General features: G+C 41.7%; 15 protein-coding genes. 12 read left to right on the forward strand and 3 right to left on the reverse strand.

Annotation, left to right across the window (positions count from 1 at the left end):
- Positions 1 to 52: 52 nt before the first annotated feature.
- Entirely contained in the window at positions 53 to 841 is a 789-nt protein-coding gene (locus tag A6749_RS22380; RefSeq protein WP_066396970.1) for a TIGR00266 family protein, read from the reverse strand.
- Positions 842 to 1177: 336 nt separating this feature from the next.
- Between A6749_RS22380 and A6749_RS22385 the strand changes: the two genes are divergently transcribed.
- The 5 genes from A6749_RS22385 (at position 1178) to A6749_RS22405 (ending at position 8312) form a co-directional block, all read left to right on the forward strand.
- Positions 1178 to 2950, forward strand: a complete 1773-nt coding sequence (locus A6749_RS22385; protein WP_066396972.1) for a SulP family inorganic anion transporter — start codon at positions 1178 to 1180, stop codon at positions 2948 to 2950.
- A complete protein-coding gene (locus tag A6749_RS22390; RefSeq protein WP_066396976.1) occupies positions 2947 to 3297 on the forward strand; it encodes an ArsR/SmtB family transcription factor in 351 nt (116 codons plus the stop codon). Before A6749_RS22385 ends, A6749_RS22390 begins: the two co-directional genes overlap by 4 nt.
- Before the next feature lie 395 nt (positions 3298 to 3692).
- A complete protein-coding gene (locus tag A6749_RS22395) occupies positions 3693 to 3893 on the forward strand; it encodes a cold-shock protein (RefSeq protein ID WP_042463935.1) in 201 nt (66 codons plus the stop codon).
- A gap of 136 nt (positions 3894 to 4029) precedes the next feature.
- Entirely contained in the window at positions 4030 to 5178 is a 1149-nt protein-coding gene (locus A6749_RS22400; RefSeq protein WP_066396981.1) for an exonuclease SbcCD subunit D, read from the forward strand.
- On the forward strand, positions 5175 to 8312 hold the full coding sequence (locus A6749_RS22405; protein WP_066396987.1) for an AAA family ATPase: 3138 nt from the start codon (positions 5175 to 5177) through the stop codon (positions 8310 to 8312). The genes A6749_RS22400 and A6749_RS22405 overlap by 4 nt, the downstream gene beginning before the upstream one ends.
- 273 nt (positions 8313 to 8585) lie before the next feature.
- Here A6749_RS22405 and A6749_RS22410 read toward each other — a convergent pair whose 3' ends face one another.
- A complete protein-coding gene (locus A6749_RS22410) occupies positions 8586 to 10241 on the reverse strand; it encodes an FAD-binding dehydrogenase (protein WP_066396989.1) in 1656 nt (551 codons plus the stop codon).
- A 142-nt stretch (positions 10242 to 10383) separates the two neighbouring features.
- Between A6749_RS22410 and A6749_RS22415 the strand changes: the two genes are divergently transcribed.
- The 7 genes from A6749_RS22415 to A6749_RS22445 all read left to right on the forward strand — a co-directional run bounded on the left by A6749_RS22415 (position 10384) and on the right by A6749_RS22445 (position 15004).
- Entirely contained in the window at positions 10384 to 10950 is a 567-nt protein-coding gene (locus A6749_RS22415) for a sugar O-acetyltransferase (protein WP_066396992.1), read from the forward strand.
- Positions 10951 to 11031: 81 nt separating this feature from the next.
- Entirely contained in the window at positions 11032 to 11541 is a 510-nt protein-coding gene (locus tag A6749_RS22420; RefSeq protein WP_066396994.1) for a hypothetical protein, read from the forward strand.
- 16 nt (positions 11542 to 11557) lie between these two features.
- Complete coding sequence (locus A6749_RS22425) at positions 11558 to 12139, forward strand: uracil-DNA glycosylase (protein WP_066397001.1); 582 nt, start codon at positions 11558 to 11560, stop codon at positions 12137 to 12139.
- A 97-nt stretch (positions 12140 to 12236) separates the two neighbouring features.
- Entirely contained in the window at positions 12237 to 12845 is a 609-nt protein-coding gene (locus A6749_RS22430) for a histidine phosphatase family protein (protein WP_066397004.1), read from the forward strand.
- Positions 12832 to 14049 carry an MFS transporter gene (locus A6749_RS22435; protein WP_066397006.1) on the forward strand — a complete coding sequence of 406 codons (1218 nt, stop codon included), beginning with the start codon at positions 12832 to 12834 and terminating at the stop codon, positions 14047 to 14049. Before A6749_RS22430 ends, A6749_RS22435 begins: the two co-directional genes overlap by 14 nt.
- Before the next feature lie 26 nt (positions 14050 to 14075).
- Positions 14076 to 14537 (forward strand): GNAT family N-acetyltransferase, encoded by a 462-nt coding sequence (locus A6749_RS22440; RefSeq protein ID WP_066397009.1) that lies wholly within the window; start codon positions 14076 to 14078, stop codon positions 14535 to 14537.
- A complete protein-coding gene (locus tag A6749_RS22445) occupies positions 14537 to 15004 on the forward strand; it encodes a hypothetical protein (protein ID WP_066397011.1) in 468 nt (155 codons plus the stop codon). Before A6749_RS22440 ends, A6749_RS22445 begins: the two co-directional genes overlap by 1 nt.
- A gap of 108 nt (positions 15005 to 15112) precedes the next feature.
- On the opposite strand, the gene A6749_RS22450 is transcribed toward A6749_RS22445, so the two are convergent.
- Positions 15113 to 16414, reverse strand: coding sequence for an Nramp family divalent metal transporter (locus tag A6749_RS22450; RefSeq protein WP_066397018.1), 1302 nt, complete (start codon positions 16412 to 16414; stop codon positions 15113 to 15115).
- Between the last annotated feature and the right edge of the window lie 39 nt (positions 16415 to 16453).

Genomic DNA, 16453 nt, shown 5'->3' on the forward strand with positions numbered 1-16453 from the left:
GTCCTGTCTTAGTTTTGGATGAGACATAAGCACGGTCCACATGTCTTTTTGATTAATCTCCATTAAACATGTCGAATAGGCCGCGGGCAATGCTGCCTTCGTCTTTGGAACCGCCTCTTGAAGGTGCTGCGGCGAATACTCTGCTCGCTAGTCTGCTGAATGGAAGGGATTGAATCCATACTGAGCCTGGCCCTCTAAGGGTTGCGAAAAATAGGCCCTCACCTCCAAATAAGGCTGTTTTAACCCCTTTCACAAATTCGATTTCATATTGAACATCTCTCGTCATCGCTACTAAACAGCCGGTATCAACCTGTAATGACTGCCCCGGGAGAAGATCCTTTTTGATAATCGTGCCGCCTGCATGGATGAAGGCCATTCCATCGCCTTCAAGCTTTTGCATGATAAACCCTTCTCCGCCGAAGAAACCGACCCCCATTTTACGTTGGAATTCGATTCCAACTGAAACCCCTTTTGCTGCAGCAAGAAAGGCATCCTTTTGGCAAACAATTTTCCCGCCATATTCGCTCAAATTCATCGGAATGATTTTCCCCGGATATGGTGATGCGAATGATACATGTCTTTTTCCTGCGCCCATATTTGTAAATGTTGTCATGAACAAGCTTTCACCGGTCAGAACACGTTTTCCGGCGCTAAAGAGTTTCCCCATCAAGCCGCCTCCGCCCCCGGAACCGTCCCCAAATATAGTTTCCATATGGATATCATTTTCCATCATCATGAAGCTTCCCGCCTCGGCGACAACCGTTTCCTGCGGATCAAGTTCTACTTCGACGAACTGCATATCATCCCCATAAATCTTATAATCGATTTCGTGATTGTACATCACAATCCCTCCACATGTTCGATAAGTACGTTAATATTTTAATTATCTGGGAAAAAAGTGCTAATTTAAGCGTGAAAATTGGTAATAAAAAAAAGACGCCTGTGTATAAACAGACGTCTTTCGCGTATTGAGGCGAAAAACCGCACTCCACATTGTGCGTTCCGTAATGGAATGTTTTTCGACTTACACAATTCAGCTCATCGCTTGATTATTATAACACTTCTTATTTTTAATGTAAAGTGAATAATTTTTGACAAAACACCTTGAATATCCTAGACTATTATTATATATTCAAATAATCATATATACAAAAATAAGAAGATAAGAAGGGTGAATATGTTTACTGACAAAAGGTTCCATCAGTATTCGTTAAGCAGCTTGCGACAGGATCTAGTTTCGGGCTTGATTGTGGGGGTCATCGCGATTCCTCTTGGTATGGCTTTTGCAATTGCTTCTGGGGTGAAGCCAGAGTACGGAATCTATACGACCATCGTCGCCGGGATTCTCATCTCCTTATTTGGCGGGTCAAAGTACCAGATTGGCGGGCCGACAGGTGCCTTTATTCCAATTTTGTTCGGAATTGTGATGACGTACGGCTATGAAAATTTGTTGATAGCCGGCTTTATGGCAGGTGTCATTCTTCTATTCATGGGGATCTTTCGCCTCGGGTCACTGATTAAATATATCCCGCGACCTGTTACGATTGGCTTTACTGCCGGGATTGCGGTTACCATTTTTACTGGGCAGATTGCTAGTTTCCTAGGATTAGAGGGGATAAAGAGACACGAGGAGTTTATCAAGAATATCCAGGAAATCATCATTAATTTAAATACAACCAATTTTTATAGTATTTTAACAGCGGCAATTTGCTTAGGAACTATTATCATCACTCCAAAGATTGCACCAAAGGTTCCAGGACCATTAATTGGATTAATTGTTTCCACCCTTGTTGCAACCATCCTATTTCCACAGCATGTCGCAACGATTGGAACGGCTTACGGGCAAATCCCAAGCACATTACCAAAGCTTCATATTCCAGAAGTCAATATGGAAATCATTATGAAATTAATCAAGCCGGCATTTGTGATCGCAATGCTTGGAGGGATTGAGTCATTGCTTTCCGCAGTGGTCGCAGACGGAATGACAAATAGCCGCCATAACAGCAATAAGGAACTTGTTGGACAAGGGATTGCCAATATGGTGACACCGTTATTTGGCGGAATACCCGCAACAGGGGCACTAGCGCGAACCGCCACTAATATTAAAAATGGGGCTGTTTCCCCTTTGTCAGGAATCATCCATGGTGTAGTTGTGCTGCTTGTATTGGTGTTTTTTGCCCGTTACGCTTCTTTTATTCCTCTTGCTTCTATGGCACCGATTCTTATGGTCGTGGCCTGGAATATGAGTGAGAGAAAAGTGTTCGCCCATATTTTAAAAACAAAATCGACAGATGCACTTGTACTGGTGGTGACCTTTTTATTAACCGTGTTTGTCAATTTAACGACCGCGGTGCAGGTCGGGCTCGTAATGTCGGCTATTCTATTTGTCAAACGAATGAGTGATATAATGATTACCGCGAAAGCATTGCCAAATTATGAAGCAAAACGGAAAAAGGTTGAAACCGGTATGGTCTCGGACACCCATGATTGTCCGCAAATCAGTATTTTTAATATTGAAGGCCCGTTGTTCTTTGGTGCTGCCCTTACGTTTGAAGAAACCATTATGAGTACGATCAATTATAAGCCGAAAATTTTGCTGCTTCGCATGGGCCGGGTTCCGTTTATGGATACAACCGGTGAAGCGAATTTAGCCAGGATTGTTCACCATTTTTCGAAAAATGGTATAGTAATTATATCGGGTTTAAATCCGCAGCCGGAAGCAGTTCTTAAAAAGACAGGGCTGTACGAAACGATTGGCAAGGAACATTTTTTTACACACACAGGTGAAGCCATTCAGTTTGCGCTTGAGCAAATTAACAAAAATAAATGTCTTGGCTGTAAACATTTCGCCTTTAATGAATGCCGGGTGTTGTCCGGTTCTGAGGGAGCAGAAAGCAGCAAGCAAAGGATTCGTGCTCTTTCTAACGATGCAAAGGAGTTGATGAATTGAATTTAGAAATGCAGCGATTTAAAGCAGAATTTTTTAAAGCACTCGCACACCCTCTAAGAATTCGTATCTTAGAGGTCCTTGCTGAGGGGGATAAAAGTGTTAACGAAATCCAAACCCTTATTGGCAGTGAGGGATCCGCAGTTTCGCAGCAGCTGCAGGTACTAAGGGCTAAAAATATCGTATCCGGAACAAAAGATGGTAATAAGGTGATTTATACCCTGAAAGACCCGATGATTATAGAACTTTTAGCCGTAGCCAAGCAAATCTTTAATAATCATCTTGTCGATACAATTACGATATTAGATAAATTTAAAGAAGATGAAGAAGTGCCAATGCCGAAGAATTAATTTCTTCGGTCTTTTACTTTTCGGAAAAAAGTATTACGAAATAATTTTCTTCATATTCTGACAAATTGTGCGAAGGATTTTAAGGCGCAAAGAACATTCACAATTCATACGAATATATATAGCCAATTTTGAGGGTCTATTTTTAGGGAAAAGGTTCATTTTTCAAGAGGAGATGGGCAGAATGCTGTCAGTTTATGTCGCCCGCCATTTCTTGACATAACTTCGTAGAAATGATAAATTTTAATCAGCCGTTACACGTTTTTAGATTTATGCTATAAGCTTGTTCAAGGTTTTTAACAATGTTTGGATAAGGTAATGAAAGTAAAGCTAGGTACGTTGTAATTTGGTGAATTTTAAACATGGCTGGTTCTTAGCCAATAGGAGGATTTTTTTACATGAAAAACGGTAAGGTTAAATGGTTTAACTCAGAAAAAGGTTTCGGATTCATCGAAGGAGAAGACGGTAACGACGTATTCGTTCATTACTCAGCTATCCAAACTGAAGGTTTCAAAACATTAGAAGAAGGTCAAGAAGTTTCTTTCGAAGTAGTTGAAGGAGCTCGTGGACCACAAGCTGCTAACGTAACTAAGAAATAATTTCTCATACAACCATTCAAACTGTCCGGTTTACATACCGGGCTGTTTTTTATTGTCTTATTAATTACCAGAGCTTGTTTAAACTTTAATTTGCTATAATAGAGATATTGAAAAATCGTAAAATAGGGTGATCAAGATGAAGTTTATTCACACAGCCGACTGGCATTTAGGAAAATTAGTCCACGGGGTTTATATGACGGAGAATCAGCGGGAGGTCCTGAATCAATTTGTTGAAGTGGTTGATGAAGAAAAGCCGGATGCGGTGATTATTGCCGGCGATCTTTATGACCGCTCCGTTCCGCCGACTGATGCGGTCGAGCTATTAGATGAAATTTTATTTAAAATCAATGTTGAATTAAAAACACCGATCGTGTCAATTGCCGGAAATCATGACAGCGCCGAACGCCTGTCATTCGGTAGTTCTTGGTACAAGCACAGTCAATTCTATTTATCAGGTAAACTATCAAATAACTTCGAGCCTTTCCGTATTAATGGAGTGAACTTTTATCTTGTGCCATATGCAGAACCGGGTGTGGTCCGTCAGCTGCTCGTGGATGATTCGATTCATTCCCATCAGGATGCGATGAAGGCGATAATTGGAAAAATTGAAGAAAACATGAATCCTAATGAACCGAATGTACTTGTTGGTCATGCCTTTGTATTGGGGGGACAAACATCAGATTCCGAACGTGTATTGTCAGTCGGCGGTTCTGGCTGTGTTGGTGCTGAATTGTTTGAACCATTTTCCTATACTGCCCTTGGACACCTTCACAGTCCTGATGCAATCCGTCACGACAAAGTAAAATACTCCGGCTCTCTATTAAAATATTCTTTTTCAGAAGCAAAACAAAAGAAATCGATTTCAATTATTGAAATGGACGAAAAAGGGCAATTTACTCATCGGTATCGATCTTTAACCCCGACCCATGATATGCGCGAGCTTGAGGGCTTTATGGAGCAATTACTGGACCCGGCATTTTATGAAAAAGAACGAACCAATGATTACTTGAAAATCACTTTGCTGGACGAAGGAGCGCTAATCGACCCGATAAATAAATTACGGCAAGTCTACCCGAATGTTCTCCATCTTGAGCGAAAAATCGATGTCACCGATATGAAAAAGAAACAAGTTCTTAATGCTGTCCGCAGTGAGAAAAAATCTGAAATTGAATTGTTTGAACAGTTTTATACAGATATGACTACATCTGAATTTACGGGTGATAAAAAAGCGGCAATGACGGAAATCTTTGACAAGGTATTAAGAGGGGAGGCCGCGGTAAAATGAGACCGTTAAGACTAACGATGCAGGCATTTGGCCCGTATGCAGAAACGGAATGTATCGATTTCACGAAGCTTGGTAACCGCACCATGTTCGTTATTTCCGGAAAAACCGGTTCCGGAAAGACGACCATTTTTGACGCAATCAGTTATGCGATATATGGAAAGGCGAGCGGCGAGGATAGGAATGGCCCTGAACTGCGCAGCCAATTTGCCAGCGATGACCTGGTGACAGAAGTGTCGCTTGATTTTTCATTACGAGATCAAGTTTATTCCATCACAAGATCACCGCAGCAGCTGAAGAAAAAAGAAAAAGGTGACGGCTATACGCAAATCGGGGCAAAGGCTGAAGTTTATAGCTGGGGGCCTGATGGCGAGAGAAAGCTGTTGGCTTCAAAAATAACGGATGTAGAAGAGAAGATTAAAGAAATCATGCTGATTGATGCAAATCAATTCCGGCAGATCCTGATGATTCCCCAAGGAGAATTCCGTAAGCTGCTAACATCCGACAGTAAAGATAAAGAAGTCATTCTGCAGCGGCTGTTCCATACACAAATGTATAAAATGGTGGAGGATAAGCTGAAGGAAGAGTCTACAGAGCTGAAAAAAACGGTAGAAGCTCAAGTTCAATCCCGTAATGAAGCCATTCGTCGAATCCATGCTGTGACAAACGAAGAACTGCGGGAATACCTAGAAGCAGACAGTGTTAACGATACGATCATCATGCCGCTGCTGCTTGAAGAAATTACCGGGCTGGCTGAGTTGATTGAGAAATTAGATGGACAATTAAAAGAACATACCGGTCTTCAGGACAAATTGAAAAACCAGCTTTTTGAAGCGGAAACCATTCTCAAACAGCTGCAAACCCGTGAAGAGTTAAAGGTACAAAAGACCCAGCTTGATTCACAGTCGGAAATTTTTGTGGAAAAAGAAAAGCAAATCCAGCGGGCGCAAAAAGCAGCCCTCCTAGCTAAACAAGAAGAGCTCTGCCACCGCTTAAAACGCGAGGCTGATCAAGCTGAGCATAATGTTCAGACGATTAAAGAGGCGATTGAAAAATTGAACGAGCTGGGTGCAGAGTATAACAAGCAGCTCCAGCATGAGCATGATCGCGAAACCGAGCGTCAAACAGCGCTAGATAAAATCAATCGTTTAGTGGGGATGAAGGAGGATGTGTATTCCTTTGCTTCGTTGGTAAAGGAAACGACCTCATTAGAATCTGCATTAAACAAGGTGAAAAATAATCATTCTCAGACTGAAAAGAATCTTGCCGGATTAGAAGAAAGACTACTTCTGCTGCAGCAGCGAAAGGCGGAGATTGAAAAGGGCCAGCTGCTGTATGTTGAAAATGAGAGAAAGATAGAGAAGCTGCAAACCGAACTTGAGCGGCTGGATAAATTTCAATTGCTGCAGGTCCGTTATAAAAAAGCAAAGCAAGACTTTGAGACAAGTGGCGGGCGTTTTGAAAATACATTGGCTAGATTAAAGGATGCGAAAGCATTAGTTGAGGATTTGGAGCGAAAATGGCTGAATGGCCAAGCAGCGCTTTTAGCGGCAACACTTCAAGCTGGTGAAGCCTGCCCTGTTTGCGGTTCGGAGCACCATCCGTCCCCAGCTGTTGATCATGGCGGCAGTATTCCAAATGAGGACGATTTGAAGGCCGCTAAAGCACAAGCGGTAAAATTGGAAGAAGAAAAATCGGCTGACGAAACAAAATTATATCAATGCCAGTCTGCGGAAAAGATGCAGCGCGAAGCCTTAGCTGAATTGCTGGCAGAAATTCGGGTTCATAGACCGGATTTTGCGGAAACAGATGCCATTTCTTTAAAAACAGAAATTTCATCAGCAAAAAATAATCTTGTTGCGGCGCAAAGGAAACTGGCCGAACAAATTAACCAGCTTGAAGAGATCAAGCTGGAACTTGAGAAAAGGGATTCAGATAAGCATGAATTACAAAGGCTGCTTCAGCAATTGGCATCAGATGTAACTGAATTAACCGTTCAATTTACCGAGAAGAAAACGAATCTGTCTAGAATGATGAAGCTGATACCGGAAAATCTTCGCACTGTGACGGAGTATGAACGAACACTTTTTGAATTAAAGGACATGTATGCTTTAATGGTAAAACAATTAGAGGATGCCGAGAAGCGTATTCAGGGAGTGAAGGAAAAGCAAGCTGCCGCAGCTGCAAGATTAATAGATGCTGAAAAGTTTTTCACGGACAAGCAGCAGGAGCTCGCCTTTGAACGTGATACGTTTAAAAACAAATTAACCGAACAAGGTTTTGAAAATTACACCGTTTACCATGGCTCCAAGCTGATGGAGGGCGAGATCCAAAAACTTGAGGCAGAAATTCGCGGCTATCGCGAGGAGTTACGTTCTGTTTCTGACCGTCTTGCTGAGCTGACTGAAATGCTAAAAGAGGTAAAAACCCCCGATATGGAAGGACTTCAACAGGAGTTAGGTAAGCTTGAGAATGAGATTGGAGATTTATCTGGAAGACGCACAGATCTTTTTGTGAAAAAGCGTGATAATGAAGAGATTTTTAAGCGTGTCGAGCAGTTGAATGATTCGATGAAGGCGCTGGAGGAACGCTATAAGCTCATTGGTCATTTGTATGAGATTACAAAGGGACAAAACAGCTTCAGGATTACTTTTGAGCGCTATGTACTTGCAGCCTTTTTGGATGATATTTTACGAGAGGCAAATGTCCGCCTGCGAAAAATGACATCCGGGCGATTTCAGCTGCTGCGTAAAACAGACCGGGCTAAGGGAAACGCCCAAAGCGGATTGGAGTTATTGGTATTTGACCAATACACTGGACAGGAGCGCCATGTGAAAACTTTATCCGGCGGCGAAAGCTTTAAAGCATCGTTATCATTGGCGCTTGGTCTTGCTGATGTCGTGCAAAATTACGCTGGCGGTGTTTCCTTGGAAACCATGTTTATTGATGAAGGGTTCGGTACTTTAGATCCAGAATCTCTCGATCAGGCGATTGAGGCATTAATGGATATTCAAAACAGCGGCCGTTTGGTAGGGATCATTTCACACGTTCCTGAACTTAAGGAGCGGATTGATGCAAGGCTTGAGGTTATTGCCGGCCAAACAGGTAGCCGGACGGAGTTTGTGTTTTCGAATTAAGATAGTATGAGGCGGGGCATGAGGATTGCTCCGCTTTTTTTGTTTTGAAGATGTGGATAGACGTGGATAGATGTGGATATTGCCCAAGTGTGTGAAGGAATAAGTGCTGGCGGTAAGAATAAGGGTGTGATTTTGCCCTGAAGGATCCCAAGGGGTAGTAACGGTAAAAAGAACCGGTTTCTATTGCCCGAAAGCACGCCTAAGGTATCCCCGACGGTAAAAAGGATAAAACACATCCCCATTTAAAGTGAATTCCCTTAAAAAAACGTCACTCTACATTAATTCCTTCACTATCGCCCTTCCCGCCTGCCTTCCACTAAACAAACAACCACCCAGAAACGTACCTTCAAGTGACCGATAACCATGCACACCACCGCCGCCAAAGCCAGAAACCTCCCCGGCAGCATAAAGCCCAGGTACAGGATTTCCATCCGCGCCAATTACCCTACCAGATAAGTCCGTCTGCAAGCCTCCAAGCGTCTTACGAGTAACAATATTTAACCGAACGGCAATTAACGGTCCCGCTTTCGGATCTAATATTTTATGAGGCGGTGCGACCCTAATAAGTTTGTCACCTAAATAATGACGGGCACCACGCATGGCGGTAATCTGCAAATCCTTCGTAAACTTATTATCAATTTCACGATCTCTCGCTACAATTTGCCGTTCAATTTCTTCAAAACTAAGCAAATTGTCTCCTGTAAGTTTGTTCATTTCGGCAACAAGCTCTTCCAAGTTTCCCGCAATCACAAAATCTTCCCCATGATCCATAAAGGCTTTTACCGGAGCAGTAGGGCCAGGCAGAACTCGTGATAACACCTTCCTAATACTTTTTTCAGTCAAGTCGGGATTTTGTTCGGACCCCGATAAGGCGAATTCTTTTTCTATTATTTTCTGAGTTAAAATGAACCAGGAATAATCATAGCCGGACTTCGAAATTGCTTCCAGCGTGCCGAGTGTATCGAAGCCTGGAAAAGTAGGCGTCGGGAAGCGTCTTCCTGTTGCGTCAAACCAAAGGGAGGAAGGACCGGGCAGGATGCGGATGCCATGCATGGGCCAAACTGGATTCCAGTTTTTGATGCCCTCGGTATAATGCCACATTCGGTCACGATTAACGATTCGGCCGCCGGCTTTTTTTGAAATAGTAAGCATTCTGCCATCAACATGTTCAGGGACACCGGAAATCATATTTTTTGGAGCTTTCCCAAGTCTCGAAGGCCAATTTTTCCGAATCAGTTCATGATTACCGCCAATGCCGCCGCTTGTGACAATTATAACTTTAGCATGAAACTCAAATTCACCTATTACTTCACGTGAGCTTGCCTCCCCGCGAGCTGCATTGCTTGGAACGAGAATATCACCGCTAACGCCAATGACTACTCCTTTTTCCGTTAACAACTCATTGACCCGATGACGCGGGCGATAATCAACAAGTCCATTAGCTATTGCTTTCCGCACTCGAGCTTCAAAAGGTTTTACGAGACCAGGACCCGTTCCCCAGACGATGTGAAATCGGGGTACCGAATTGCCATGACCTTCCGCAAGATAACCGCCGCGTTCAGCCCATCCGACAACCGGAAAAAAGCGGACCCCCATATCGTGTAGCCATTGCCTTTTTTCCCCGGCGGCAAAATCAACATAGGCTTCAGCCCATTTTTTTGCCCAGTAATCTTCATCTTCATCGCGGTCAAAACCAGCCGACCCCAGCCAATCCTGCCAGGCGAGTTCGCGTGAGTCTTTGATTCCCATTCTGCGCTGTTTGGGGGAATCGACGAGGAACAATCCGCCAAAAGACCACCATGCCTGTCCACCCAATGAAGCCTCGGGTTCTTGGTCCAACAGTAAGACTTTTTTTCCAGCATCCACAATCTCAGAGGCTGCAACGATACCTGCAAGCCCTGCTCCTACTACAATCGCATCAAAACTCAAATTACTCCCCCCAATCTAAATTGTTGTCTTTTACCCAGATGTTATGGATTATTTGCTGAAAAGTCAATATATTTCATTATTATGAACTTCCTATTAAATAAATGGTACAATTTGTCTTAAACGACGATTAAAAAGGAGAAAAATTATGACTGAAAAAGAAAAAATGCTAAATGGTGAATTATATAATCCCGCTGACCCAGAATTGGTAAGAGGACGAGAAAATGCAAGAAGGTTAACTCGACTCTATAATCAAACTTTAGAAACAGAATATTCAGAGAGAACGAACATTTTAAAAGAACTCTTAGGTTCAACTGGTGAATCTATTTATATCGAACCAAATTTGCGCTGTGATTATGGAAGCAATATTAATGTAGGCGAAAATTTCTATGCAAACTTTGATTGCGTTTTTCTGGACGTTTGTGAAATCCGTATAGGAGATAACTGCTTTATTGCTCCTGGAGTACATATTTACACAGCAACTCATCCTATTAATCCAATTGAGAGAATTTCAGGTGTTGAATTTGGAAAGCGGGTCAATATCGGTGATAATGTATGGATTGGAGGAAGGGCTATTATTAACCCAGGTGTGAATATTGGAAACAATGTCGTCATTGCTTCGGGGACGGTGGTTACAAAAGATGTCCCCGATAATGTCGTGGTTGGCGGCAATCCGGCAAAAATCATTAAACAAATAGCTATTCCATCATAAATCCTTTCTTATAATAAAATGAATACCCACCTCTAACTTGAAGAATACTATCCGAAAACATGGTTAGGGGTGGAAAAGCATTTGAAAAAATTACCCTTTTTAGTATTTCTGCTGCTTTCTACATCTTATCCCCTGAATCTAAATGCCGAGATGCCAAGGTTATCGTCCGAATGCCTGGAAAAAATAAAAACACGTAACGAGCGATTTAATCGAATAATTATGAAGGATATTATCCGAGACCTTGAACTGGATATTGATGAAACCAATTATTTTAAAGTAACCGAAAGAGAGCTAGAGGCTGCTCATCTTATTTACGGCGGTAATGAAAATGATGATTATTACGAATCGCTGCATAAACAATTCATGGTCGCCTCGCGAGGCAAACCTACTCTTTTGATGGGGGCGGGAGAAGCTTACTTCCTGTTTAAAAGGCCGGACCATACAAATGTCGCCTTGCATTTAAAACTTTCCAATAGTAAATGGGAAGTAGATGATACCAAGGAGAATAAAGGGACGTCAATCCGCTTTAAACTTTTAAAATGTGAGAAGGACTATTTGCAAAAAAAGACCGAGTATTACAAAGTAGATTAAATTTGGGGGGAATAGGATGACAGACTTTTGTCCAGTTCTTTGGCCGGAGGAATCGACGCCGGAGCATCTGCTAGATTGCAATGAATGCGGTTTGGGTCAGCATGGGTCGCGCATGGTATGGGGTGAGGGGAATCCGCTTGCACCGATTATGATTATCCTCGATAATCCGGGTGCCCGTGAAGACCGTGAAGGAAGCCCGATTGTTTGCGGCACAAGGCAGACACTGCAGCAGGCGGCTAATCTGGTTGGTTTAACAATGGAAGATTTATATGTAACGTTTATTTTAAAAAGAAAGCCTGTCAGGGCCTATGATAAACAGCAGGTTCGCCAGATTTGCATGACTCATCTTAAACAGCAGCTGGAAGAGAAACAGCCAAAGCTGATTTTTTGCCTTGGAAATGTGGCTGTGCAATCTTTTTTTGAAAATGCCGAAGCAGAGGTAAAGGCGCTGCGTGGAGAAATACACGAAATACATGGATTGCCAACAGCAGTTGGCTACCACCCGCTTGCGGTAAGAAGACGCCCCAATCTTTTGTCTGTATTTATAGAGGATTGGAACTTCTTAAAGGATCATTACAACAGGATAAAGTCATACTAGCGAACTATTTATTCGGAAAGTTCGCTTTTTTTATGGAATATTATGGAGAGATTTTGTACAATAGAAAAAATAAAATATTCTGAAAGGACCGTAATAAATGACAACAATATGCATTGTACGCCATGGAGAAACCGATTGGAATGCAGCAGGCCGATTACAAGGCAGCACAGATATTCCATTAAATGCAAAAGGCGTTCAACAGGCTAAGGAAAGCGGCCGATTTTTGCAAAATTCCCATTGGGATGTAATCATTACAAGTCCATTATCAAGAGCTAGACGGACAGCGGAAATAATAAATGAGAACCTGAATATTCCTCTAGTTGTGATGGAGGAATTTAAAGAGAAATATTTTGGCGATGTAGAAGGAATGACGTTTGAGGAAAGGCGTGTGGCGTTCCCAGACCGGCAATATCCCAATCAAGAGGAAGATTCTGCTTTTTCAAACCGGCTAATGGCAGGTCTTGAAAAAATCAATCAAACCTACAAAGATCAAAAGGTTTTACTTGTAGCACACGGTGCAGTTATTAGTGCGATTTTGGCCAAGTTGTCTAATGGCGGATTAGGGGATGGAATGACAAAAATTGAAAATGCCTGTATCAACGAAATCCAATTTTGTGACAGCTGTTGGCAAATTAATTCCTACAACCAAGTTTCACACTTAACTGACATCACCGAAAAAAAGGAGATGTACCTTGAAGACAAATAAAAGAAACTCATTTTTGTTGCTGTTCGGGGTGGGCATTTCAACTTTTGGGGATTTTATTTATTTAATTGCGATAAATATATTAGTTTTAAAATTAACGGGGTCACCAGCGGCGGTCGCTGGATTATGGATTATCGGTCCAATTGCAACGATTCTCACGAAGTTTTGGTCGGGCAGCATTATTGACCGGATGAGTAAACGCAGGTTGATGATTTTAACTGATATTTTTCGAGCCATTCTAGTAGCAATTATTCCTTTATTACCTTCCGTTTGGCTGATTTATATTTGTTTATTTGTGCTTTCCATTGGAAAGGCTTTCTTTGATCCGGCTTCGATTTCGTATATTACCAGCTTGATTCCAACTGAGAACCGTAAGCAGTTTAACTCCTTCCGGAGCTTGATCACTTCCGGTGCCTTCTTGATTGGCCCGGCTATTGCAGGGGTTCTCCTCTTAATTGCATCAGCGAAAGTGGCTATTTGGATTAACGCTGTTTCCTTTTTAGTTTCAGCATATATGCTGTTTTTATTGCCTGAAACAGAGGTACAAAGGAGTCAAGCCAAGGCACTCACTCTTTCTATGATTAAGGACGATTGGAAAAAGGTTATCATGTTTTCACGTGATCAATCTTATATTGTCATCATTTATTTTTTGGCACAGTTTTTTTGGATTGTAGCATTGGGCATGGATGCGCAAGAGGTTGTTTTTACACAAAAGGTATTGGGGTTATCAGAAGCGAAGTTTGGTTTGCTCGTAAGTATTATGGGGATTGGTTCCATTATCGGATCTTCAACCGTTTCTATTTTTGCTAAAAAAATGTCAATCCGGCTATTAATGGGGTTAGGCTACATCATGGTTGCCGGCGGGTATCTTATTTATGCGTTTTCATACTCATTTTTAACAGCAGCAATCGGTTTTATTGTCCTTGGATATTTCAATTCTCTAGCCAATACCGGGTTTTTGACCTTTTATCAAAACAATGTACCGCTGGAAATTATGGGTCGTATCTCAAGTGTGTTTGGAACATTCCAGAGTATGCTGCAAATTGCCTTTGTGCTGTTAATCGGGTTTACGGGTGAAATCATACCATTAAGGTATAGCATCATTGGTGCATCAAGTTTTGTATTGACCATAAGCGTTTTATTAACTCTTTTCGTCTATCGACCAGCAAGAAAGATTTATTTTCTTGAAAAAAGTCAGGGAGCATAAATTATTTTGAATACAGGTGAGGTTTTATGATAAAAAAGCTAGATTTACAGAATAAAAGCATATTAATGGACCTCTTTGACGTTCAAAAGGCTTCCTATCTGGTAGAAGCAAAATTAATAAATTTTTTCGAAATCCCCCCATTAGTAGAATCGATTGAGGATTTAAAGAATAGTATGGAGGTTTTCTATGGTTATTTCGAAGAAGAGGAACTTGCAGGTGCAATTTCTTGTACGGAAGAAGGGGAAGAACTAACGATTTGCAGGTTAGTCGTGGACCCGAAACACTTTAGAAAAGGAATTGCACAAAAGCTACTATGCGCCATTGAGGAAAATCATCCTGAAATCAGGGTGTATAAAGTTTCAACCGGGAAGGAAAACGGACCAGCTAAGAATTTATATTTAAAAAATGGTTTTAAAACTGTGAATCAAGTTGAGGCATCACCAGGATTATTTCTAAGTATTTTTGAAAAAAGAAAGGTTGAACAATAATGACTGCTGCAAGTGCACCAACCTTCTCACACAAGCAATTGGCTGCTAATTGTTTTAATGCCGTTTGGGAGCTGCTTGATTTAAACGTGAGAACAAAAGAAGAGGAAGAAAAAATGATCCATCTTGCTCATGCTTCATTTTGGAATTGGACGCAAGTGCAGGACCATACACCAAGAAACATTTCAATTGGGTATTGGCAGTTATCCCGTGTATACGCAACATGTAGGAACGGGGAACGGGCTGGGTATTATGCAGAAAGATGTTTGGAAGTAAGCTTAGAAAACAAACTAGAACCATTTTATATTGGATATGCTTATGAAGCATTAGCAAGAGCAGATGCACTTTTGTCTCAGAAAGATCAATTAAGGAAGCATATTCAATTAGCAATGGAATACATCCAAATGGTACAAAATCAAACTGAAAAAGAAATGTTGATGAAGGATTTACATGGCATTGATGCAGATTGATTTACCCGCAGATATAATTCATATTATATTGATGTAACTTGAAAATATTATGGATCCATAAAAAGCCGAAGTTTTGCTAATTTAAATGCAAAACTTCGGCTTTTTCTATCATATTAACGTTTGAACCACCAGCCATACGTTTAAACCTAGAATAATAACGGCAAACAGACTGGATAAGATGGTAGTGATGCGTTTATTGGTCAGAACGCCCATCAGTTCTTTCTTTTGCGTAAAGTAAATTAACGCAATGATTGGAAACGGCAGGACAATGCTTAAGATGACTTGGCTGATCACAAGTGTCATCGTTGGGTCGACGCCAAGGGCAACAATAATGACACTTGGAAGCATGGTTACCAATCGGCGGACCCATACAGGAATCGTAAATCCGACGAAGCCCTGCATAATTACCTGCCCAGCCATTGTCCCAACAACAGAGCTTGAAATCCCGGATGCTAATAGAGATATCAAAAACACGCTGGCAGCTGCCGAACCGAGAAGCGGTGTGAGCGTATGATATGCTGTCGTTAGGTCAGCAATATCACTATTACCAGATGTATGAAAAACAGATGCTGCCATATACATCATTGCCAGGTTCACAAATCCGGCAATGGCCATGGCAATTAAAATTTCCATCGTACTATATTTTTGGATTTTTATTTTTTCCATATCATTACGCGGGATAATTCGACGCTGTGTTAAGCTTGAATGCAGATAAATTGCATGTGGCATAACGGTTGCTCCGATTACCCCGACTGCTAGCAAGATGCTTTCTTTATTGCCCAGCCATGGTACAACACTATGATACGCAATTTGACCAAAATTAGGTTTGGAAAGCAAAGTTTCTACTATATAACATAAACCAATTAATATCGCGAAAGCGGCAATAAATTTTTCTAATGGCCGGAAGCCGTATTTTTCCATTAGTAATATTAAGTAGGTGACAACACCTGTAATAATTACTGCATAGAACATCGGAATGCCGGCTAATAAATTGAGCGCAAGGGTCGCACCTAAAAACTCAGCCAGGTCTGTCGCCATGGCAGCAAGCTCTGATACGACCCACATAATCATCGTCAGCCAAGGTGACATATATTCCCGGCAAATCTCCGGCAGGCTTTTTCCAGTAGCAATACCTAGTTTTCCAGACATGTTTTGCAGGAGCATCGCCATCAGGTTCGCTAATACCACAACCCATAGCATTTTATAACCAAAGCTTGCACCGCTTTGAATGTTGGTCGCAAAATTTCCTGGATCTACATAGGCAATGGATGCAATAAACGCTGGCCCGATAAACGGCAGCAATGCGCGGATGCCTTTTGTTTTTCCGTTAATGGCATCCCTGGCTGCTGAAACGGTACGTTGCTCCGCAGCTCGAGCCTTGCGAGCAGCAAATGAATTTGGTTGGCTCATAAGACACCATCCTTTTTTATTTTGACGTGTACAATGATT

It is taken from the genome of Neobacillus mesonae (assembly GCF_001636315.1).
Taxonomy (GTDB): Bacteria; Bacillota; Bacilli; order Bacillales; family Cytobacillaceae; genus Neobacillus; species Neobacillus mesonae.